Annotated in this window: 24 protein-coding genes; 11 read left to right on the forward strand and 13 right to left on the reverse strand. The window is 69.3% G+C overall.

Going from position 1 to position 21,644, the window contains the following annotated elements; all coding sequences use genetic code 11:
• Nucleotides 1-366 precede the first annotated feature (366 nt).
• Nucleotides 367-591, forward strand: a complete 225-nt coding sequence (locus AC07EG_RS22970; RefSeq protein WP_478255196.1) for a hypothetical protein — start codon at nucleotides 367-369, stop codon at nucleotides 589-591.
• A gap of 117 nt (nucleotides 592-708) precedes the next feature.
• Nucleotides 709-1,350, forward strand: a complete 642-nt coding sequence (locus tag AC07EG_RS22975; RefSeq protein ID WP_478255197.1) for a putative GNAT family N-acetyltransferase — start codon at nucleotides 709-711, stop codon at nucleotides 1,348-1,350.
• A 63-nt stretch (nucleotides 1,351-1,413) separates the two neighbouring features.
• On the opposite strand, the gene AC07EG_RS22980 is transcribed toward AC07EG_RS22975, so the two are convergent.
• The 13 genes from AC07EG_RS22980 to AC07EG_RS23040 all read right to left on the reverse strand — a co-directional run bounded on the left by AC07EG_RS22980 (nucleotide 1,414) and on the right by AC07EG_RS23040 (nucleotide 14,073).
• Entirely contained in the window at nucleotides 1,414-2,676 is a 1,263-nt protein-coding gene (locus tag AC07EG_RS22980; protein ID WP_478255198.1) for a glycine cleavage T C-terminal barrel domain-containing protein, read from the reverse strand.
• 36 nt (nucleotides 2,677-2,712) lie between these two features.
• Nucleotides 2,713-3,147 carry a DUF1330 domain-containing protein gene (locus AC07EG_RS22985; protein WP_478255199.1) on the reverse strand — a complete coding sequence of 145 codons (435 nt, stop codon included), beginning with the start codon at nucleotides 3,145-3,147 and terminating at the stop codon, nucleotides 2,713-2,715.
• A complete protein-coding gene (locus AC07EG_RS22990; RefSeq protein ID WP_478255200.1) occupies nucleotides 3,144-4,136 on the reverse strand; it encodes an ornithine cyclodeaminase family protein in 993 nt (330 codons plus the stop codon). Before AC07EG_RS22990 ends, AC07EG_RS22985 begins: the two co-directional genes overlap by 4 nt.
• Nucleotides 4,136-4,789 (reverse strand): hypothetical protein, encoded by a 654-nt coding sequence (locus AC07EG_RS22995; RefSeq protein ID WP_478255201.1) that lies wholly within the window; start codon nucleotides 4,787-4,789, stop codon nucleotides 4,136-4,138. Before AC07EG_RS22995 ends, AC07EG_RS22990 begins: the two co-directional genes overlap by 1 nt.
• Nucleotides 4,789-5,802 (reverse strand): aminotransferase class IV, encoded by a 1,014-nt coding sequence (locus AC07EG_RS23000; protein ID WP_478255202.1) that lies wholly within the window; start codon nucleotides 5,800-5,802, stop codon nucleotides 4,789-4,791. The genes AC07EG_RS22995 and AC07EG_RS23000 overlap by 1 nt, the downstream gene beginning before the upstream one ends.
• Complete coding sequence (locus tag AC07EG_RS23005; protein ID WP_478255203.1) at nucleotides 5,799-7,232, reverse strand: phenylacetate--CoA ligase family protein; 1,434 nt, start codon at nucleotides 7,230-7,232, stop codon at nucleotides 5,799-5,801. The genes AC07EG_RS23000 and AC07EG_RS23005 overlap by 4 nt, the downstream gene beginning before the upstream one ends.
• A 31-nt stretch (nucleotides 7,233-7,263) precedes the next feature.
• Nucleotides 7,264-7,560, reverse strand: coding sequence for a Dabb family protein (locus AC07EG_RS23010; protein WP_478255204.1), 297 nt, complete (start codon nucleotides 7,558-7,560; stop codon nucleotides 7,264-7,266).
• Entirely contained in the window at nucleotides 7,557-9,005 is a 1,449-nt protein-coding gene (locus tag AC07EG_RS23015) for a class II 3-deoxy-7-phosphoheptulonate synthase (RefSeq protein WP_478255227.1), read from the reverse strand. Before AC07EG_RS23015 ends, AC07EG_RS23010 begins: the two co-directional genes overlap by 4 nt.
• Nucleotides 9,006-9,665: 660 nt before the next feature.
• On the reverse strand, nucleotides 9,666-10,601 hold the full coding sequence (locus AC07EG_RS23020) for a response regulator receiver protein (RefSeq protein ID WP_478255205.1): 936 nt from the start codon (nucleotides 10,599-10,601) through the stop codon (nucleotides 9,666-9,668).
• 493 nt (nucleotides 10,602-11,094) lie between these two features.
• Entirely contained in the window at nucleotides 11,095-12,018 is a 924-nt protein-coding gene (locus tag AC07EG_RS23025; protein ID WP_478255206.1) for an NADP-dependent oxidoreductase, read from the reverse strand.
• Between the two features lie 106 nt (nucleotides 12,019-12,124).
• Nucleotides 12,125-12,520: a MerR family transcriptional regulator gene (locus AC07EG_RS23030; protein ID WP_478255207.1), complete on the reverse strand. Its 396-nt coding sequence runs from the start codon at nucleotides 12,518-12,520 to the stop codon at nucleotides 12,125-12,127.
• A gap of 192 nt (nucleotides 12,521-12,712) precedes the next feature.
• Nucleotides 12,713-13,270, reverse strand: a complete 558-nt coding sequence (locus AC07EG_RS23035) for a peptidase inhibitor family I36 protein (RefSeq protein WP_478255208.1) — start codon at nucleotides 13,268-13,270, stop codon at nucleotides 12,713-12,715.
• Nucleotides 13,271-13,605: 335 nt separating this feature from the next.
• Nucleotides 13,606-14,073, reverse strand: coding sequence for a MarR family winged helix-turn-helix transcriptional regulator (locus tag AC07EG_RS23040; RefSeq protein ID WP_478255209.1), 468 nt, complete (start codon nucleotides 14,071-14,073; stop codon nucleotides 13,606-13,608).
• 87 nt (nucleotides 14,074-14,160) lie between these two features.
• On the opposite strand from AC07EG_RS23040, the gene AC07EG_RS23045 reads away from it, so the two are divergent.
• From AC07EG_RS23045 to AC07EG_RS23085, 9 genes are all read left to right on the forward strand, one after another.
• Nucleotides 14,161-14,622, forward strand: a complete 462-nt coding sequence (locus AC07EG_RS23045; protein WP_478255210.1) for an ester cyclase — start codon at nucleotides 14,161-14,163, stop codon at nucleotides 14,620-14,622.
• A gap of 199 nt (nucleotides 14,623-14,821) precedes the next feature.
• Nucleotides 14,822-16,042, forward strand: coding sequence for a tyrosine-type recombinase/integrase (locus AC07EG_RS23050; protein WP_478255211.1), 1,221 nt, complete (start codon nucleotides 14,822-14,824; stop codon nucleotides 16,040-16,042).
• 188 nt (nucleotides 16,043-16,230) lie between these two features.
• Complete coding sequence (locus tag AC07EG_RS23055; protein ID WP_478255212.1) at nucleotides 16,231-16,428, forward strand: DUF4158 domain-containing protein; 198 nt, start codon at nucleotides 16,231-16,233, stop codon at nucleotides 16,426-16,428.
• Nucleotides 16,386-18,860: a Tn3 family transposase gene (locus AC07EG_RS23060; RefSeq protein ID WP_478255213.1), complete on the forward strand. Its 2,475-nt coding sequence runs from the start codon at nucleotides 16,386-16,388 to the stop codon at nucleotides 18,858-18,860. Before AC07EG_RS23055 ends, AC07EG_RS23060 begins: the two co-directional genes overlap by 43 nt.
• A gap of 340 nt (nucleotides 18,861-19,200) precedes the next feature.
• Nucleotides 19,201-19,368 carry a hypothetical protein gene (locus tag AC07EG_RS23065; protein WP_478255214.1) on the forward strand — a complete coding sequence of 56 codons (168 nt, stop codon included), beginning with the start codon at nucleotides 19,201-19,203 and terminating at the stop codon, nucleotides 19,366-19,368.
• A gap of 116 nt (nucleotides 19,369-19,484) precedes the next feature.
• Complete coding sequence (locus tag AC07EG_RS23070; protein WP_478255215.1) at nucleotides 19,485-20,027, forward strand: hypothetical protein; 543 nt, start codon at nucleotides 19,485-19,487, stop codon at nucleotides 20,025-20,027.
• Nucleotides 20,021-20,248, forward strand: coding sequence for a hypothetical protein (locus tag AC07EG_RS23075; protein WP_478255216.1), 228 nt, complete (start codon nucleotides 20,021-20,023; stop codon nucleotides 20,246-20,248). The genes AC07EG_RS23070 and AC07EG_RS23075 overlap by 7 nt, the downstream gene beginning before the upstream one ends.
• A gap of 327 nt (nucleotides 20,249-20,575) precedes the next feature.
• Nucleotides 20,576-21,313 (forward strand): TetR/AcrR family transcriptional regulator C-terminal domain-containing protein, encoded by a 738-nt coding sequence (locus tag AC07EG_RS23080; RefSeq protein ID WP_478255217.1) that lies wholly within the window; start codon nucleotides 20,576-20,578, stop codon nucleotides 21,311-21,313.
• A 179-nt stretch (nucleotides 21,314-21,492) separates the two neighbouring features.
• A partial coding sequence (locus AC07EG_RS23085) for an ATP-binding cassette domain-containing protein (RefSeq protein WP_478255228.1) occupies nucleotides 21,493-21,644 on the forward strand: 152 nt, incomplete at its 3' end.

The following is a 21,644-nucleotide window of genomic DNA, read 5'->3' on the forward strand; positions in this document are numbered from 1 at the left end:
GACGCCGGTGCGCGGTTGGCGCACTGGGGCGTCACCCCGCCGGAGCGGTGGTGTGGCCGACCGCGACCGGAACCTCGGCCTCGGCTCCTGGAGCGATCACCGCGGTTCGCAGCTGGCCGAGGTCCGCATAGCGCCGAACAACACGTCCGCTGGGAACCGCCGCGGCCGCCGGTCTACGCTTCCCACCCGACCTGCCCCCGGCCTCGCCGGCCACGCGGCGGCCCGTGGGCCGGCCTCGCTCGAAGGCGGCGTTCTGCCCCCGAAGCGTCAGCGACCCCTGAAATTCTCCCGTTCGGCGGACAAGCGGGCCCGTTCCATGGTTGTTTGTGCGCGCACGTGTTCCAAGAGAGAACTGGGGTTACACAGGTGAAGAAGATCGCGGCAGCCGCCGTCATGGGCGCGGTAGCGTCATCGATCGCGTTCGCGCCGGCCGCCATCGCGGGCGTCGACCCGAGGTACCACTACGAGTCCAGCTGGCCGGAAGAGGGCGACTGCCAGATCAACGGCTACTTCGGCAAGCAGAATGGCCGGTGGTCGGACTACTTCTGCTCCGCGTCGCACTGGTCGTGGGACCTCTACATCAAGCAGTAGCCCGCGATGGTGCGGGCCCGCCGGAACCTCCACCACGATCGGTTCCGGCGGGCCCGCCACTCGTTGCCAGGCGTGATCCGCTTGACCGCGATCACGAGCCGACGGTGCACTGTGGACGTGAAGATCCGTGCCACCACCGACCAGGACCTCGGCGCCTTCTTCGGCAAGGTCCACGCCGCGTTCGGGCGCTTCCCGGAAACACCGGTGGACGGGCGGCCCGTCGGCACCGCCGGTGCGTATTCCTTCGAACTCACGCTGCCCGGCGAAGTCCGCGTCCCGGCCGCCGGGGTCAGCGCGGTGGGCGTCCGGCGAGCCCGTGGCGAGTTCCTCTCCGTGCTGATCTACGGCCGGTTCGGCTACGGACCGGCGACCTGCACGCAGCGGCTGACCGTGCCCGCCGTCAGGCCGACCTCGCTCCGCGCGCGGAACGGACGGCGACCCGGGCACGGTCGAGGTGCGGCGTTGCGCGCGGGACAGCCGCCGGTCACCGCGGCGCCGCGTTACATCGCGGTCCACCGCGACGCCGAAGGTGTCCCGGACGGGTACGCGAGCTACGCGGTGGGCGACCCCGACACGGTGACCGTCGACGAAACCATCGCCACCGGTGACGCCGCTTTCACCGCCCTGGCGCGATTCCTGCGCTGGCAGCTGGCGGACTTCCGCGCCGGGCGCGTGCGCCCGCACCGCCCAGCAGCGCCCGCCCTCGCCGATGCCCTGTTCCGCGCCGAGCGCTCACCGCACCGCCTGCACTGGTTCTGAAGGCTGCACGAGAAGAACCGGGCTCATCGGTGCACCCGGCACCTCACGTGCAGCCACCCAGGTTCACTCGATCGGAAAAGCCGATACCACTGCTGGGACGCTCCTCGTCGAATCATCGGTCGGCTGGGACACGTACACCTGCGTCCCCGGAGTCGCGAGTTCGACCGGCAGGCGAGCCAAGGCAACGTTCGTCTGGAGCTTCGGGGCGTAAGCGGCGGACGTCACGAAGCCCACCGGCTCCGAGTCCGGCGAAGGCGCCACCAACCAGAAGTCGGACAGGTAGTCCGCGAGCGGCTCCCCCTCCATCTTCAACCCCACCATCGTGAGCTTGTACGGGTGGTTTCCGGCGTCGATCTCGGTCCGCATCCGCTCGAGAGCGTCCCGGCCGATGTAGTCCGACGCCTTCTTGCGAGGGATGTGGGCCGCCAGTCCGACTTGGAACGGGACCATCTCGTTGTCGACGTCCTGACCCCACGCGATTATCCCCGACGTGATCCGGTGGGGCTGGATGGGACCGGTTACCGTCAACCCGTACTTCTCCCCCGCCTGCAGGATCGCGTCCCACATTTTCTCCGCGTGAATGCTCGAATCCTTCAGGTAGACCTCATAGCCGGCTTCACCGGTGAACCCGGTCCGCGAAACGAGCACCGGCAGCCCGGCGAGCTCGGTCTCCAACAGCCCGAACGTGGGCATCTCGGAGGCCGCGTCACCGATGAGGTCCACCATCAACTTGTTCGCCTCCACCCCCTGGATCTGGACCGGCGACACGTCGATCTCCTGGATCCGCACGTCGAACCCCTTGCCGACGTTCACCCCCTTCAGCCACAGCGAAAGCTCCGAGTCGGAAATGCTGAACCAGTACTCTTCGGGGGAGATCTTCAGCAGCAGCGGATCGTTGATCATCCGGCCATCGGAGTCGCAGAGCACCGCGTACGCCGCCCGCATGGGCGCCAGGCGCGTGACGTCCCTGGTCACGACGTAGTTGACGAACTCGGTGGCCTCGCGTCCCTGCACCCGGATCTGCCGCGCGGCGGCGATGTCCCACAACGTCACCCGGCGCGTCAGCGCCTCGTAGTCGGAGGCGGCCCGGCCATCCCCCTCGCTGGTGGCGTACCCCCTGGGCAGGTACATGCGGTTGTACACCTCTGCGCGCCAGCAGCCCGCCTCGACCGCCAGGTGCCAATACGGCGACTTCCGAGCGCGCGTCGATATCAGGAGCTTGATGTCCGGCCGACCCGTTTGACGCAGGTTGATCGGGACTGTTCTGTCCGACTGGTCCACCGAGGGGAAGTTCGGATTCTCCTGATTGGCCGACTCGTTCGTCACACTGATCGCCTCCCGTGCTACCCGACTCTGACAACATCAATCGTTCGAGGATTTTTCGTCCGCCTGAGCCAGCCCCTCGACTCCGAGCAGGCTTCCGGTGCTCGCCTGGTGGCGCATTCCCTTGATCTTTTCGTACGCCTCACTGGAGTAGAAGTCCTCCCATGCCTGCCGCGAAGGAAATTCCATGATGGCGATTCGCGGCGGGTTCCAGTCCCCCTCGTACACCTGGGAAGCCCCACCTTGGACGATGAACCGGCCACCGGCGTCCTCGAGCAGGGGCAGCGCCAGTTCCTTGTAGGCCCGGAAGCGGTCGAGGTCGTGGACATCGGCGTCAAAGATCAGGTAGTAGGGGGCGGTGGATGCAGAAGACGCTTCGCTGGTCATATCTCCGGGTTCCTCCAGATCTTTCGGCTTTCGGGCCTTGGCTGTTCGAACATCGGCGGGGACCTTCGACGGCCGGACCTCGGTCACCTGGATCGACCTGACCCGGCGTCGAGCGCGAGGTCGGTGCCGAAGCCCCGCGCGACCGCCCGGCGCGCGAGGCACCGGCCGGTCGCGACGTCCAGCGCCGCGAATCCGAGCGATTCGAACACCGTGATGTCGTCGTCGGCTTCGCGCCCCGCGTGCTCCCCGCGCAGGACTTCCCCGAGTTCGACCGCGCGGTCGAGCACCGGCCCCAGTTCGGCGGCGGCGAGCAACAGGTCGCCGGCCTCGGTCCGGGCGGCCTCGCGCCGGTCGATGACGAGGCGCGCTCGTTCGACGAGGTCCGTCGAGAGCTCGCGGGCGTCGGGGAAGCAGGCCCCGACGGCGTTCACGTGAGCCCCGGCCCGCAGGTCCGCGGCGGCGAGAATGGGTTCGCGCGTGCTGGTCACGGTGGAGACCACGTCGGCGTCGTGCGTGGCCGCGCGGACCGTGGTGCACGCCTCGACGGGCAGCCCGAGGTCCTGCCGAGCCCAGGACGCCACCTCCTCGGCCTTGTGCGGGTCCCGGCCCCAGACCGCGGCGGAGGAAACGTCGTGGACCGCGGCGACAGCCCGCAGGTGGAGCCGGGCCTGCAGACCGGTGCCCAGCACCGCGATCCGTCCGGTGCGGGCCTTGGCCAGTGCGCGCGTGGCGACCGCGGAGGCGGCCGCGGTGCGGATCGCGGTGAGCGAACCCGCCTCGATGACCGCGCTCGGCACCCCGGTGACGTCGTCGAAGGTGATCACCACGCCCTGGTGGGTCTCGAGCCCGCGCGCTGCGTTACCCGGGTTCACGACGACGGTCTTGAGCCCGAACCCGCCATCGAGGAAGGCGGGCATGCTGGCCAGGATCCCCGCCTGACCGGGTACGCGAACCACGGTCCGCACCGGCTCGACGAGGACGGGGGTCCCGGTGGCCAGGAAAACGCGCTGGACGGTGTCGATGGCTTCGGGCATGGGCAGCAGGCGTTCGACGTCGTCCTTCGACAGCACTCGCACTAGCCGCCACTCCCCTGCGCGAACAGGTTCCCGGTGGGGCGCTCGGCAGCGGTGAAGACCGACCACAGCATCCGGATCGTCCGGGTGCGGGTCACGAACTCCAGTCCGTGCAGCGCGGCGGCCGGGGCGGTGGTCAACGCGGCCGCCACCGCACCTTCGGCCGCGGCACGGGCGGCCGCGCTGGTCGAATCGTGCCGCACCACGTTCCAGGCCGTGGTCCCGGTCCCGGCGAGCAGTTGCTCGATGAGCGGGATCGGGGCCGGGTGGCTCGCGATGGAGATGGTGCCGCCGGGGAGCACGCCGTCGCGGGTGGCGATGCCGTAGAGCGGGGTGTCGAACAGGTACGCCCCGGCGAACCGCAGCTCCGCCGACATGTAGAAGTTGGACACACCGTGGTAGGCGTTCGCGACGAGCAGCAACTCGCTCTCGCCCGCGATGACGGCCTGTGCCGCGTCCTCGTACCGGGGGTACAGCGTCACCGGCCGCGCCGAGGGGCGGCGATCGCGCCACCCGAGGCCGAGGTAGTCGCGCAGGAACCAGGCGGACTGCTCGCTGCTGGTGCCGGCCGGTCCGAGGGTCGCGATTCCCCGGGACGAGTCACCGCGGGGGTGCGGTAACGCCAGATCGATGACAGGGGCTGCGACTGTGGGCATCACGGGTCCTTCTGGTCGGTGTGTGCGCGGTCGGCCGGGACCGCGGTGTTCCAGTGCGCGAGCGCGTCGTCGGTGCCCTGGGCCGCGGCCCGGTAGCGGGTGAACAGTTCCGCGGTGAAGGGACCGGGTGCGCCGGTGCCGATGGCGCGCCCGCTGATGCTGGTCACGGCGACCAGTTCGCCGCCGGTTCCGCTGAGGAAGACCTCGTCGGCCATCAGCAGGTCGGGCACCGGCAGCGGCGCCTCCCGGATCTCGGCAGCCGAATACGCCCGTGTCAGCTCGAGGACGCAGTCCCGGGTGATGCCGGGCAGGATGTCCGAATCACGCGAGGGTGTCGTCAACGCGTTCCCGTGCAGGGCGAACACGTTGGAGGTGCTCGCCTCGGCAACTGTGCCCCCCGTGTTGAGCATGATCGCTTCGTCGAAACCGGCCGACCTGGCCTCGTCGACAGCCAGCGCGACGTTGACGTAGGAGCCGGTCAGCTTGGCCTGCGGCGGCACCGCCGCGCTGGGCACGCGGCGCCAGGACGAGATCGAGCAGCTGACCGCCCGCAGGGTCGCTCGCGAGGGCATCGGGACCGCGTACACGGCGACGAGGTCCTCGACGCCCGAGAGCCCCACGCCGAAGGGGGTTCCGGGAGCGAGCCGCGACTTCAGCGCGAGCGGGCGGATGTAGAGGTCGCCGCGGAACCCGCTGCGTTCGACCAGGGCCACGATCACGTCACGCAGCTCGGCCGCCGAGACCTGCGGATCGATCCGCAGGAGCCGGCAACCACGCAGGAAACGGTCGACGTGCTCGCCCAGCCGGAGCAGGTAGGACACGTTCCGCTGCGCGTTCCAGTACGAGCGGATGCCCTCGAAAACCCCGGTGCCGTAGTGCAGGGCCTGGGTCGCCACGGTCAGTCCGGCCTGCGGCACGGTGGTCCAGCGCCCGTCCACCCAGCAGCACGACACCGGCGAACCGGGGCCCAGCAGCGGATCGGGAACCGGGGCGGGGATGGCGGTCGAGGTCATCGGCGTGCGCTGTCTCGCTGGTCGGCGATGGCCAGGGCCGCGAGCCGCTCCGGGTCGTCCGGGACCCGCTTGTCGTGCATCCGCGAGGCCTTCCAGCTCACCATCGCCCCCGTGGTCGCGATGGTCCCCAGGGAACCCACTTCGACCGAGGGCTCCAGGCCCAGGGCCTCGGCGAGTCGCCGACGATAGGCGGCGGCGTCGAAATCCACCGCTGCGCGCTCGTCGATGAATTCGAGGACGACCCGGACGGTGTCGGCGCCGTCCTCGGTGTCGACCACGATCTGGTACCCGTAGCAGCCCGTCACGTCCGAGAGGATCGCTTGTTCGAGCTCATAGGCCGGGTAGATCTCCGATCCGATGCGCGTGACGTCCCGAGTCCGCCCCAGCGGGGTCATGATCTCGGAGGGATAGGCTTCACCCGCGGCGGCCGGTTCGAGCCGGACCAGGTCCCCGGTGCGGTAGCGGACCAGGGGTTTGCACCCTTGGAACAGGTGTGTCACGACGAGTTCGCCGACCCGCTCACCCGACTCGCCCGGTTCCACCCGTTCTCCCGTCCGGGGGTCGACCACCTCGTAGAAGTTGTTCAGCGGAACGGTGTGCAGTTTCCCGTCGCCGCGGACCGCGGCCATGATGCTGGCCTCCTGCGAGGCGTACATGCAGTTGTAGACGGTCGTGGACCAGATCGAGCCGATGTTCGCCAGCAGTGCGGGACTGGCCAGTTCCCCGACGACCATGAGGAAATCCAGGTCGAAGTCCTGCTCCGGGCGGCGTCCCCGCTCGATCGCGGCACGGGCGAGGGACATCGCCATCCCGGGGGTGCAGACCAGGGCGGTCACCCCGATCTCGCCCATCACCTCGAGCGCGCGCTGGAAACCGACCACCGGCGAGTGCGGCCACATCTTGACGACGCACTGCCCGAGGTTGCGGAAGACCTCACCGAACGCGTCCCCGGTCGAGTGGAGTTCGGTCGGCCCCAGCACGCCGATGATCTGCTGGCGGGGATGCCGGGCGAGGACGTCCGCGTAGTTGACGGTGAGCGCGGTGTTGCTGAGCGTGCTGTCGACGTTGTCCCGCGGGCAGGGCGTCGCCCGGCCGGTGGTCCCCGTGGTCTCGTAGAAGATCCAGGCGCTGCTGACCGGCCGGGAGAGCACGTCGAGCCCGTGGGTACGCAGATCGTCCTTCGTGGTGAACGGGAGGCGCTGGATGCTGTCGAGGTCGAGTTCGTGGGCCTGCCGGCCGGCGAGGGCGGGGCCGAGGTGGCGCCGGTAGAACGGCGAGCCGTCGACGACGTGCGAGACGGTCTCGCGAAGCTGGGTCAGCTGGTGCATGGCAAGACTCGCGTCACTCCACTCCGACCGCTCGAAGGCGAGGTGCCTGGACAGGGTCTGCTCAGCGAATACTCGTATTTCGGAATTCAGCAGTTCGAACATGATTTCGGCTTTCTGCCTGTTGAATCGCGTGTCAAACAGTGAGGTCGACGACTGTCCAGTGGGCGATCTCGCGCCATTTCGCCACGCCCGTGCGATGGTGGGGGTGATCGAGGTACCGGGCGACGGATTCGGCGTCGGCGAAGGTGCCGACGATGGCGAAGTCCGCAGAGATGTCGCGGCGGGACGTGTCGAATCCCGTTTCCCAGCTCTGGATGTCGGGGATGTGCCGGGCGTGGGAGGCGGAGAAGTCGGCGGCCTCCCGAACGCGGTCGTCGTCCGTGCTGATGCCTTCTTTCAAGGTGAACAGCACGATGTGCTTGATCTTCATTCGCGCCCGGTCTCCCGCGACGCGGCGAAGGCGGATTCTCCTGCCGCGACACGTGCTTGCAGCATCTCGGCGACGAGGAAGGCGAGTTCGAGGGCCTGCTGGGTGTTCAACCGGGGATCACAGGCCGTCTCATAGCGTCCGGAAAGGTCGGCGTCGGAGATCGCCTGCGCGCCGCCGAGGCATTCGGTGACGTCCTCGCCGGTGAGTTCGACGTGGATGCCGCCGGGATGGGTGCCCAGGTGCCGGTGGACCTCGAAGAAACCCTGCACCTCGTCGAGAACCTGGTCGAAGTGGCGCGTCTTGTACCCCGTGGTGGCCTCATAGGTGTTGCCGTGCATCGGATCGCACTGCCAGATCACCTGGTGCCCGGAGGCGGTGACCTTCTCCACGATCGCGGGCAGCACGTCCCGCACCTGCCTCGCGCCCATGCGCGCGGTCAACGTCAGGCGGCCGGGTTCGTTGCGGGGGTCGAGGCGCTCGACGTACTCGACCGCCTGCTCCGGTGTGGTGGACGGGCCGAGCTTCAGCCCGATCGGATTGGCCAGCAGTTCCGCGAAAGCGATGTGGGCACCGCCGAGCGCCCGGGTGCGCTCCCCGATCCAGAGGAAGTGCGCGCCGAGGCTGTACAGCCGGGTGTGCTGCGCGGTGTTCCGCCGGGAATCCAGCCGCAGCAGCGCTCGCTCGTAGTCGAGCACCAGCGCCTCGTGCCCGGCGAAGATCTCGGTGGAGAGCAGCGACCGGTCGGTGACCCCGCAGGAGGACATGAACCGCAGCGCCCGGTCGATTTCGGTGGCGACGGCCTCGTAGCGCTCGCCGGCGGCGCTGGTGCGCACGAACTCCCGGTTCCAGTCGTGGACCTCGTGCAGGCTGGCCATTCCGCCGTTGGTCAAGGCACGCGCCAGGTTCATCGTGGCGGCGGCGTTGGCGTAGGCGCGGACCATGCGCCCGGGGTCGGGAATCCGGCGCTCGGCCGGGCCGCCCAGGGAATTGACCATGTCGCCGCGGTAGGACGGCAGTCCCAGCGAGTCGACCGGGGAGGACCGCGGTTTGGCGTATTGCCCAGCGATTCGCCCGATCTTCACCACCGGCGTCGACGCCCCGTAGGTCAGCACGACGGCCATTTGCAGCAGCGTGCGGATGTTGCCGCGCACATGGGGTTCGGTGTTGTCGGCGAAGGTCTCGGCGCAGTCCCCGCCCTGGAGCAGGAAAGCCTCACCCCGCGCCACCGCGCCCAGTTGTCCGGACAACCGGTCGACCTCGGCGGGCACCGTGATCGGCGGCACGTGTTCGAGGATCGTGCGGACGTCGGCCACCGCCTCGGCGTCGGGCCACTCCGGCTGCTGGTCGGCTGGGCGAGCCAACGCCTCGTCCAGCTGCTTGCGGAAGTGGTCGGGCAGCGACGGCAACCCCAGAGCTTCGACCGGAACGTCGATCGGCCAGCGCACCTCGCGGACCGGCGGTTTCCGGCGTTCCCCATCAATTGTACTATTTATGGAGTCCGTGTGTTCGATACCGCCGTTGGCCACATTGTTGTTTGCAGCATCATAAGTGACTTGCAAAGTTCCCCCCATGGTCACTGAGCGCGGGGCTGCAATAATTCAACGATGAATTGTCGCGGCCTGGCCACCTCGTCGAGGCTAGCACCACACGAGGGTGCCGTCGAGACTGGCGCCACACGACGTTGTCTCGGTGGGGCCAAAACGACCGATCCGCTTCTTCATGATCGCCACGAAGCGTGTTCAGGTTGCCCGCCCTCGGTGAATTCTCGTTGCCTGCGACGACATTCAGGTGATTCGAAAATTGATCACCGGAGGGGTGGGCAACAATGAGCCGGTCTCACCAAGATCGGGATCACCGCGGCCGATTTGCTTGTGGCCGCGGGGTTCTCGTTGTGGTAGAGGCGCGGAGTCCTCGGCGGTACGCGTAGTGCGGCAGCATTTCTGCTCAAGAAGAGCCAGATGGGGCAATAAGTCCCAACCGTATCGGCGAGTTCGTGCCGCCGGGGACCGACCTTGCCTACGCCCTACCGGCGCTCGCATAAACCCACGACGTCAACCGCTACCCACCGAGCGAGAAGCCGATGGCGCGTTGTGCTGCCCCTTGCATCAGGAGCGCTCACCCGCCGGAGCTGCTGGGCCCGGGGGCTCGTCGCCGAGCAGGATGGTCAGCAGGTCGTCCCGCAGCGGTGTCGGGGACTCCGCGGCCGCGGCGAGCGCGCGTTGCCGGACCCGGGAGAGCAACCCGGTGACCTGCTCGTGCTGTGCCTGCGACTGGGCGAGCTGCAGCTGGGTGGTGTCGAGCTGCCCGCGCGTGGTGGTCAGCTCGGCCTGGAGGTTGGCCAGGTGCGCGCGGGATTCGGTCTGATGAGTCTCGTGCGCGGCGCGGAGATCGTGGTAGCGGGTTTCCTGTTCGCGCAGCTGTCCCCCGACCGCTTCCAGCTCCGCGGTCAGTTCGCTCTTCTGCGTGTCGAGCAGCCGTTCCCAGATCTTGCCCTGCTCTTGCGAGTCGCGCAGAGCGGTCCGGGCGGCGTCTCGTTCCGCCGTCCGCGTCGCCAGTTCCTCTCCGCGCGCGGACAGCGTGGCGGTCAGCTCGTCGACGCGGGCGCGCTGCGCCGCAGCCTGCTCGGCGGCTTCCGCTGCCCGTTCGGTGATCACCGCGGTAGCTGATTCCGCCTTCGCCTGAGCCAGTTGCGCGGCCGAGCGGGCCTCGATGGCCTCGGCTGCGGTGGCCTCGGCCAGGACCCGCGCCTGTTCGGCCGCCCGAGCCGTTTCGGCCGCAGCCTCGGCGGCGTGCTCGGCCTCGGCGGCTCGCACCAGCGCGGCGTCGCGTTGCCGGATGGCTTCCTCCGCCGCCTGCCGGGCGGCCTCGGCCTGGTCCACGGCAGCCGCGACCTCGTCCCGCAGGTGCGTGGTGACGGCGTCGAGCGTGTCGCTCAAGGTGCGCAGGGGGCCGAGCACCGCGGTCGCCGCGTTGCTGAAGGCCTCCCCCGCGTCGCTCAGCGCGGCCGCCGGCACGGCGTCCTCACCCAGGGCTTCCCGCAACGCCTGTTCGGCGGCCGCCAGTTGCTTGCAGCTCTTCCCGCCCGGCCACGTCCGGTCCGGGCAGAACTCATAGGGCCGTCCCCCACGCGGGCCCGGCGGAGGCAGCGGCTGCCGACACCGCCGGAATCCGCATCGCGCCTGCTCAGGCCCTCGATCTTCCACATCCGTTCCCGGGTTCTCCGCCACTCCTGGAGTCTACGTTAGAGGTTTATCAACCATTAACTCAGGTTGCTGTATCTATAACTAAAACCTAACTCAGCTACAGAAGATACATTTTGTAGCTGAGTTAAGTTCGGATCGAAGATGATGACGCAGAGTGTTCGCTCAGCTGTAACTTGTGATGAGCAGCCGGAAGGTCGGTGGCCGATCTGGGCAGATGCGGGGGCGGCGGACAGATGCCCCCCGCATCCTGTGGGGCAGATCCGCTACGACAACCTCAAGACCGCGGTCGCGCAGGTGATCGGGTTGTGGGCGGTCGGCGGCCGGGCACCTCTCATGCCACCTTGACAACGACCTTGCCCGAGGCGTGACCGTTCTCGACGGTGGCGAGGGCGGCCGGGGCGTCGGAGAGCGGGTGGACCGCGGTGATCACGGGTGCGAGGACTCCGTCGAGAGCCAGCCGGGCGGACCGCTCCAGGTTCTCCCGGTCGAGGCGGCGCTCGACGAAGCGCCCACCGAGATCGGGCACAGACATATCCCCCACGGCGATGATGTTGCGGGGATCCCGGGCCAGCGGAGCGACCGTCCGCAGCGAGCTGCCTCCGGCCAGGTCGACGACCCCGTCGAAGCCGTCCGGAACCAGCTCGCGTGCCGCGGCGACGACGTTCTCGGCGGTGTAGTCGATGAATCGCACCCCGATGGCCTCGGCGTGCTCGCGCTTGGCGGTGCTCCCGGTGCCGATCACCCGCAGCTCGCGCGCGGCGGCCAGCCGGGCGACGGCGAGGCCGACCCCGCCCCCGACCCCGTTGACCAGGACCGTGGCGCCGGCTGGGAGGCCGAGCTGGTCGAGCACGTCCACCGCGGTCGTCCCGGCCACGGGGAGCGTTGCCGCCACGGTCGCGGACAGGCCCGCCGGAATGCGGGCGGTGTTCGGCGCGGACAGCACCGTCGTCTCGGCGTAGGTGCCGCCACCGGTGAGCGCGAAGCCAAAGACCGCGTCACCCACTTCGAGCCCGTCGACGTCCTCACCCCGGGCGAGAACGGTTCCCGCTGCCTCCATGCCCAGCACGCGGGGGAACGGACGCCCGCCGTCGAGCCCGGGGACCAGCCCCGAGCGCAGGAGGTGGTCGAGGGGGTTCACACCGGCCACGGTGACCCGGATCAGCACCTCGCCGCGACCGGGGACGGGATCGGGACGATCGAAGAACTCCTGCACCTCGGGCCCGCCATACCTGCCGAAACCCCACGCCTGTCCCATTTTCTGCCGCCTCCCGGGTGACCGGCCCGGTGATTCCGGGCGCTGTCGCCATCCTCACCTCTGACATTGATGTCAGAGGCAACCGGCTGAGGTGCAGGTCACAGCATCAAGCCGACCGCGCCACCGACTCCGGGGCCGTGGACAGCTCCGCCCGGTGCCGGCTGTTGGCCTTGATCAGCACGTCGAGCGCATCCCGGGTCTCGACCAGGTGCGCGATCTCGGCGTCGATCCGGTCGCGCTCGCGCGTCATCGCCGTGAACGTCTCCTCGGCGACGTCGAGGTCACCGGGGAGGTCCACACACGGCAGCACAGTCGCGATCACCCGGCTGGACATACCCGCGTCGAACAGCTGTCGGATGAGCGACACGCGCTGGACCGCGGCATCGGAATAGTGCCGCTGCCCCGTGTCGGAACGTGAACTGGTCAGCAGGCCCTGCTTTTCGTAGTACCGCAGTGAGCGCGGACTCACGCCCGTGCGCTTGGACAGCTCGCCGATCCGCATTCCTGAGAGCCTACGCCCGCGTGCTCCAGGTCCAGACCGCTAGCCGACTCCTGCCGCCTCGCCCGCCGCCGCTCCCATCCGCGGTCGGTCCACGCCGTCACAACCAAGCGCTGCTGCGCATCGGAGTTCGCCGGGATGTCGGCAGGAACGGCTGGGCAGCCGGTCCGCGGCGCGCGGACCGGCTGGGCTGACTCAGCAGGCTCTGATGCCGTCCATCTTGTTGTTGATGCCGGCGGAGACGAGGGCGTCCCATGATTCCGCCCCCGGGGTGGTGTAGATCAGCACCCACTGGCCGTTTGACCAGTTGTAGAACCGGGCCTTGGTGCCCGAGGTCTGGTTGTTGTGCCAAGACGTCATCTTGTCGTTGAAGTCCCAGCTGCTGAGGTCGTTGAATTCGTTGCAGTCGCTGAACTGGAGCCGACGCCCCTCGTAAGCCTCGCCGTCGTAGAGGCAGACCCAGGTGTATGGGCAGTTCCTCGTGCCCAGCGCTGACACGGGTTCTGCCGCTCCACGGGCGAACTTCTCGCCGGGCAGCGGAATGGTGAGCACCACCTTCCCGTTCTGCCAGGCCACCTGGTTCGCACTGATCTGCACACCACCCGGCGTCCGCTCGAGCGCCTGTGCGATGTCCGCCTGGAGGCTCGAGTCCGTGGCCGAGGCTTGCGCGCCTCCAGCGGCCATGAGGAGGAAAGCTCCCACTGCGGCCAATGCGCCGGTGATTCTCGCCGCCCTGGCGCGAATTCGCTTCATTCTATGCCCTTTCTGGCTGGGTGGAACGCGCTAACTCGTTCACCGGCAATGGTGGGGGCGGGAGCTTTCACCGCACTTTCACGGTCGGCACAGGCAGCGAAAGCGCTTTCATCCGGTGATGGGACCGGTCGCGCCGGTCTCGGCAAGGGCCGAACCGACTCGCCAAAGCGGAATACGCGTTGTTGCAGCGGGGTGAGCGAGCCGATCGAGTAGCCCAGCGCGGCTCTGAGCGGTACGCACGCGAGGTGGAGCGGATGGACACCGACATGGCGTTCGGAGATCGTCCGGCACCCTGCGGCGTCGAGCTGCCGAAGGGTGACCGGGCGGTTGCCGGGTCAGTCGGCGCGCAGGCGTGCGGTCTGGGCGGTGCCGACGTCGGTGGTGCGCCGCAGGTATCGCTCGATCACGGTGAGCTCATCGTCGGTGAAGTCCTCCAGCGCCTGGTCGAAGGCTTTGCCGGGGGTGTCCCAGGCGGCTTCGATCTCGGGGACGCGGCCACGGGTGAGGGTGACGAGCATCTTGCGCCGGTCACGGGGGTCCGGGTGGCGTTCGGCGAGACCGGCTTTCTGGAGGCGGTCAACCAGGCGGGTGGCTGATCCGGAGGTCAGCCCGGTCAGCTCCGCGATCTCACCCGTGGTGCGGGGCCCGGGCTCCAGGGAGAGCAGGCTGACGCACTGGAGGTCGGTGGGGTGCAGGCCGAGGTGTTCGGCCATGGCCTGGTTGAACAGGGTGTAGGCGGCGTGGTGGCGCCGGGCCGTCATGACGACCGCCTTGACCAGCTCCTCACGGTTCCGGTTTGACATGGGATCACCCTCGTGTCCTACGATATCTGCGTCGCGCAGATAATGTGTGATGCAGATACTTTCTAGCACGTCCCCTTGGGAGAACCCATGACCACCCACACCCCCGAGCAGCCGCGCGCCCTCTACGGCCGTTGGAGCGAGATCTGGCGCGGCGACTTCAGCCACGCCGAAGAGATCCTCGACCCCGGCTTCGTCGTCCACCAGGCCCGCCCGGACGGCAGTGACTCCGAGGCCACCACCGGCCCCGACCGCCTGCTGCCCGAGATCGAGCAGACCATGGCCGCCTTCGGCGACATCACCATCACCGTCGACCTGGGCCCGATCGTCGACGGCGACCTGATCTCCGCCCGCTGGACCATGCGCGCCACCTACGCCGGTGGCATCCCCCGGGCCACCGCCCCCACCGGCACGAAGATCTCCTTCAGCGGCAACGACATCCTGCGCGTCCGCGACGGCCGGTTCGTCGAGTACTGGACCTGCACCGACATCCTCGACGGCCTGTCCCAGCTCGGCGCCATCTCCGGCCCCAACGGTCCCGCCCACCGCTGACGGGCACGACCGAACGCGCTTGCCGGGTACCGCTCCTCCCCGTCATCTTCGAAGTCGTCGCTGGGCCGCGCGACTGCGTCTATTGAGTTCACTTTGCTGCGCGTCACATTAGGTGATTCGTTGCTGGTATCCAGCTGGTCACCTCGTTTCGTCACGGTGACGATCTGCGTGACGGGCGGCGAATCGCTACGGTGGCGAGGTGATCATCGCGACCGCCCAGGACCAGGGGCTCGAGGTACAGGTCTGGCCGGGGGTCGCGGATCCGGCCGGGCTGCTGGCGGGCATCGCCGAGTGGTTGACCGGGTACGGCAACCGTCAGACCCGCCGCACCTACGCCGAGGGGCTCGGTCTTCCGGTCACCGCCGCCGACATCGAGGCGTGGGTGCCGCCGGGCTCCCCCGGGCCCGGCCGGGATCGGTGGGCGGAGGCACTGGCCCGTTACGCCGAGGCCGTGATGGTGAAACCCGCGTCCGATCCGCCCGGGCGGGCGGGGCCGCCGCCGGCGGGGCGTGGCCGGTTGCGGGACTGGCACTGGCTGCGCTGGTGCGCCGCCCGTGGAGTGGATCCGGCGGCAGCTTCCTCGGCCCACGTCAAGACCTGGTTGCAGGAGTTGGCGGAGGCGGGCGCCGCGCCCTCGACGCGGGACCGGATGCTCGCCACGGTGAAAACGATGTACGCCTCCCTGGCCGATGCGGGCATCGTGGCGGCGAATCCGGCGGCGCTCGACCGGCGCCGGCTGGGGCTGACGGCCGCCGCGGCGAGCACGTCGGCGACGATCACCTTGACCACCCGCCAGGTCGCGGCCCTGCACCGGGCGGCGGCCGCGCCGCGACGGGGTGCCAGCGCCTGCGACACCGCCCGTGCCGCCGCGATCGTCACCCTGTTCACCCTGGGGTTGCGGGTCAGCGAGCTGTGCGGGCTGGATGATGCGGATCTGCACGTCACCCGGGGGCGGCGGGCGTTGCGGGTGCGGGGCAAGGGCGGGAAGGTCCGCGTCGTGTACCTGAGCGTGCCGGCGGAAAACGCCCTGCTGCAGTACCTCGCGCTGCGCGCGAACGGGACGGGAACCGCGGTCATCGCGGGCACCAGCCGCGGTGGCTCGCCGTCGGACGCGCCGCTGCTGGTGACCCGCAGCGGCCGCCGGTTCGCCCGGCAGGCGATCTGGCAGCTGCTGCGCCGGGTCGCGGCCGGTGCCGGTGCGGAACTGGCCGGGGTGGCCGAGATGATGCACCCGCACGCGCTGCGCCACTTCTACGTGACGGCCGCGGTGGAGGCGGGCGCCTCGCTCGAACACGTGCAGGCCGACGTCGGCCACGCCAGCATCGACACCACCAGCGGTGTCTACGACCACGCCGCCCGCGACCCGGCGCGCAGCGCGGTCGACCTGGTCGCCGACGCCTGGTACCCGGCCAGCGGCTGACCACGGCTGGTTGCCGGGAGAACTAGAACACGTCGCGCAGGGTCTCCAGGAGACGGGCGATGTTCGCCTCGTCGCGGCGGTAGTAGGGGTCGCCGTGGTATCCGGGACATTTCGGGCGGATATGGCTGAGTAGGCTCCTGACCAGGGGATCTTGAGGCTCTGGTGGGAGTTGCCGGGTGGTTGCTCCGGTGTTCACGGACGAGGAGCTGGAGGGGCTGCGGCGGTTTCCGGAGATCGGCCGGGAGGACTTGTTCCGGTTCTTCACGCTCGCCCCGGCGGACGTTGCGTTCGTCGACCCTGGTCGGGCCGTGGCGCGGCGGACCGGCTCGGCCTGGCGGTGGCGGTGTGCTCGTTGCCGTGGCTGGGGTTCGTGCCGGACGAGGTAACGGCCGCGCCGCAGGCGGCGTTGGTGCGGCTGGCTGAGCAGCTGAAAGTGGATCCGGCCGCGATCCGCTCGTACGGGCGTCGGGCGAAGACCCGCACCGAGCATCTTCGGCTGGCGGCGCAGTATCTGGGATGGCGGGCGCCAACCACGATGGAGCTGAAGGAGCTGGACGAGTTCCTGCTGGCGCGGGCGCTGGAGCACGACTCGCCGACGCTGCTGTTCCGGCTGGCGTGCGAGTTCCTGATCTCGGCGCGGGTGATCCGGCCGGGCCCGGTGACGGTGGTCCAGCGGGTCGCCCACGCCCGCGAGGTCGCGCGGCAGGAGACCTTCGACCGGCTGGCGCACGAGTTCACCGACGCCCGCCGCGCCGGGCTGGACGGGCTGCTGGTGACCGATTCCGAGATCGGGATGACCCGGCTGCGGTGGCTGGGGAAGGGTCCTGTGGAGGCCTCGCCCGCGGCGGTGAAGGCCGAGATCGCGAAGCTGGAGTTCCTGCGGGGCATGGACGCGCACACCCTGGACCTGTCGGTGCTGCCGGCGGAACGGCGTCGGTTCCTGGCCACGGTGGGCCGCCGCCTGACCGCGCAGGCGTTGCAGCGGCGGGAGCCGGAGCGCCGGTATCCAATCCTGCTGACGCTGCTGGCGCAGTCGGCGACGGAGGTCCTGGACGAGGTGGTGCAGCTGTTCGACCAGGCGGTCTCGGCGCGGGAGAGCAAGGCCGCGCACAAGATGCGGGACTACCTGGCCGAACGCGCGAAGTCCGGGGAGAACCGCCAGGAGCTGTTGGACGCGATCCTGGCCATCGTCGCCGACCCCGCGGTGCCGGACGAGGACGTCGGCGGCCTGATCCGCGGCGAACGGATCGGCTGGGACCGGCTGCGCTCTGCCCAATCGTCGGCGTTGCCGCCGCTGCCGCGCGATCACGGCCACCTCGCCGCTTTGGACGGCTCGTACGGGTACCTGCGCCAGTTCACCCCGCAGGTCCTCGACGCGGTGACCTTCGCCGGCGGCACCGCCGCGGCCGAGCTGTTGGAAGCCGTGACGATCCTGCGGGAGCTGAACGCCACCGGCGCCCGCAAGGTCCCCGACGACGCGCCGACCGGGTTCGTCCCGGCGCGCTGGCGCGGCTACCTGGAGACCTCGGCCGCGAACGGCAGCGCGACGGCGTACCGGCACTACTGGGAGCTGGTTGTGCTGCTGGCGTTGCGGGACGGGCTGCGCACCGGCGACGTGTTCGTGCCGGGAAGCCGCCGCTACTCCGACCCGGCCGCCTACCTGCTCACCGAGGACAAGTGGGCCAACCAACGAGCGGAATTCTGCCGCCTGGTCGGAAAACCCGCCGACGCCGACCAGGGCCTGGCCGACGCGGAAGGCGAGTTGCACGCCGCGCTGGGCGAGCTGGAGGCCACGCTCGCCCACGGCGACGGCCCGGTCCGCCTGGACGCCGACGGGGATCTGGTGATCTCCCCGCTGTCAGCTGAGGACGTGCCAGGCGAGGCGCTGGCGTTGAAGGCGGAGCTGATCGAGATGCTGCCGTTCGCGCCGATCGTGTCGCTGCTGATCGAGATGGACAAGCGCACCGGGTTCCTGGACTGTTTCAACCACGCTGGCGGAAAGCAGGCCCGCACGAGCGAGTTGAAGCGGAACCTGATCGCGGTGCTGCTCGCCCAGTCCACCAACCTCGGCTTGACGCGGATGGCGGATGCGTGCGGGATCTCTTACGACATCTTGGCCTGGACCGCCGAGTGGTACGTGCGGGAGGAGACGTTGCGGGCGGCGAACCTCGCGCTCATCGGCCACCACCAGCGCCTGCCGCTGACCCCGGTCTTCGGCACCGGCACCCTGTCCTCTTCAGACGGCCAGCGGTTCCCGACGCGCGGGAAGTCGGTCACCGCTAGGGCGTTGATCAGGTATTTCGCGCACGAGGGCCTGTCGACGTACACGCACGTGACCGACCAGCACACCACCTACGGCACGAAGATCATCGTCGCGACGAAACGCGAGGCGCATTACGTCCTGGACGAGATCCTCGGCAACGCCACCGACATTCCGATCACCGAGCACGCAACCGACACGCACGGGGTCACGCTGGTCAATTTCGGGTTGTTCGACCTGCTCGGGCTTCAGCTGTCGCCGCGTATCCGGGACCTGGGCAAGATCACCCTGTACCGGACAAGCCCGAAATCGGCGGCCGAGTCGGCGTTCCCGCTGACCGGGCCGCTGCTGACCCGCGAGCTGAACACCGACCTGATCGCCGAGCACTGGGACGACCTGCTGCGGCTGGCCGGGTCGCTGAAGTTCGGGCACGCCACCGCTTCGGGCGGGCGCGGTGTTCTCGGCGTTCCGCTCCTTCGACTTCGACATCGCCGTGCTACTCACCTTCGACAGCACCACCTACACGCTGCTCCAGGCGCGCGGAGTACCGGCCGCTGAACTCGAAACGGCCGGCCGGTACTCCGCGCACATCAACGGGCGCCTGATCAGGATCACCACCGGTCTCGGGCTCGGTGTGGACGTCACGGCGCGGTTCCACGCCGTCGCGTCGCGGTAGCTCGGCGGTTGGTCGGGCCGCGATCACGCAGCGGTGGCGTGGGTCGTACTCAGCGCTTCGCGCTCCGAAGAGCGTGTTCGACCAGGCGCAGGAGCGCCTCCACGCTGTTCGAGCGCTACAGCGAGTACGGTCCGCCGCCGGCCTTGGTAGCCCGCCTGCTCGACGCAACCGACTACACCCGCCCGGACCGGCGCGGCCGCTGACACGCCAAGGGAACCGCCCATGACGACGTTCCACGAAGTGCGATCCGCCAGCATTCACCTGGTCAACGCAGTGACTGCGGCCGACCTGGACGCGCTGCGGACGTTGAGCGCCGAGCGCGCGAGCGCCAGCTGCCCCGCCCGGGAGGAAGTCCTGCAATACCTGACCGCGGTGTGTGGGAGCGAGTGAAACAGCGCGCGGTGAACATCCTTCGGAGCACCCGCTCCACGGCGGAGGCCTTGCCGAGTCGGTTTCGGCCACCCGGCTTCGGCGAAGCACGGCGGTCGCGTTCGTAGGCTGGGAAGATGGGACGTGCCAAGGACAACGCGATCGCGTTCGTGGTGTTCGACAGGAACACTCGGGTGGCCAGCTACGGCTACCGGGTCTGGGCGAGCGGAAGGTCCTTCTACCTCAAGCACCGCGACATCAATCTCGGGGTGAAGATCAGCGTGCACGGGCCGGATGCCGAACACGTGGAGTCCGGTTTCAAGTACGGCTTGGACGGCCATGCGGTCTCGCTGGTCCAGGACACCGTCGCGTGGCACTTCCATGATGGCGCGCAGATGGGCTGGTTTCCCGGCGCCGAGGTCACCACCGGCGTGCGTCACCTTGCACGGATTCGCTTTCCCTGGAGCACATTCCAGGCTGGCCTGCCGTCCGGCCCGCAGCCGAGCATCTCGAAAGAGATCGGGCAGCACTTCGTGATCGAGGCGCCGCCGCTGCTGCAGGCGGCCGACATCGACCTGTTTTGTCCGACACGGGCGCGCCGTACTGGCCCCACGAGCACCGGGCCCGGCGCGACCACGCGACGCTGGGTCCGCTGGCGAACGAGGCCGGGCAGTTGCTGACGGCAGTGTCGTGGCGCCGGACGCTGTTGCAGGATCCGGCCACCGCCGAGCTAGAGGAGATGATCGCACCGTACGGCGGGCCTCGGACGCGGTCGCTGGTGGCCAATGCCGACGTTGCCGGTTTCCTCTGGCTTCGCGAAGTGATCGTCCCGCAGGCGATGCTGCGCCGGTACGACGAAGCCCGGTTGCGGGAAGCGGCGGGGATTCCACCGAAGAGGTAGGCCTGCAGTTCGCCGGCGAGGGGCCGCAACTGCGAGCGACTCATTGTGAACTGATCACTTACCCCGTTCGCCCCCGAATCTGCCGGAATGGCGCAAACCGCCTCGCGTTCGAGCGCCCAGAGCGTCTGGCTCACCCGGCCGGGGGTCAGGTGCAGCCGCGCCGCGATATTCCCGAAGCACAGCTCCTCGGCAGCACCAGGAAGGTGCTCACCTCGCGCAAGTCCATCAGATCCCCCAGTTTGTCCGCCGATGTTACGCCCGTATCTGTGGGCTTCATGAACAGTTCCTTATCTGCACAATCCTTATCGGTGGCGGTAGGGTAGGGACATGGAGGTTCCGGACGCCTCGCTGCCGCGGGGAGTGCGCCAGATGTGGGGCGGCGAAGCCGCTGTGAGCAGGCCGGGGCCGAAGGCGATGCTGAGCCTGGCGGGCATTGCCGCCTCGGCGGTGGCGCTGGCCGATGCCGAAGGGGTGAAGGCGCTGTCGCTCGGGCGGATCGCCCAGCGGCTGGGGGTCACGCCCAACGCGCTGTACCGTTACGTCGATTCCCGTGACGACCTCGATGTCATCGTGCACGACCATGCTCTCGGAGCGCCCGCCGGAATCGACGCCGGGCAGGACTGGACAGAGGCGGCCGCGGCCTGGTGCCGCGCCCTGAGGTGCCGGTACGAGCGCCATCCCTGGCTCAGCGAAATGCGGCTGCGGGTGCCGTTCGCGCCGAACTCGCTGGCGTGGCTCGAGCAACTGCTGGACCGGCTGGCGCCCAGCGGGCTGGAGGAGCGGCAGCAGCTGCAGGCCGCCGGCCTGCTCGACGGGTTCGTGCGCACGCGGGCGGGCGCCGCACGTGAGCTGACCCGGCCCGACAGCATCTTCCCCGCGCCGGCGGCCCTGGTCGAGCTGGTCGGGACCGAGCGGTTCACCGCCCGGCTGCCTCGGGTGGCCTCCTTGTTCTCCGCGGGCTTGTACCAGCAGCACCAATCCGTGGCCGACGAGGACTTCGAGTTCGGGCTGAGCGGCATCCTGGCCGGCCTCGAACAACTGGCCGCCCGCGCTCCCGGCGGCTGACCCCGCATCCCGCGCAGCCCTGCGGCCCCGCAGTCGGATTTCGACCTTCCGGTCACCTGGCTACCGCCATCCACGGCATCTGTGTACAGTAATAACTGTTCATGGTATGAACAGATCGGGGAGGCGGCGTGACCGCGGCGACATCGACCACAGCGACGACATCGAGCACACCGGCGCCGGTGGTGCTGGAGCAGGTGGGCAAGACCTACGGGACCGGGCCCGGGGCGGTGACGGCGCTGGCCGGGGTCAGCCTGGAACTGCCGAAGGGGTCCTTCACCGCGGTGATGGGCCCGTCCGGCTCGGGCAAGAGCACGCTGCTGCACTGCGCGGC

This window comes from Amycolatopsis sp. NPDC045836, from assembly GCF_056431745.1.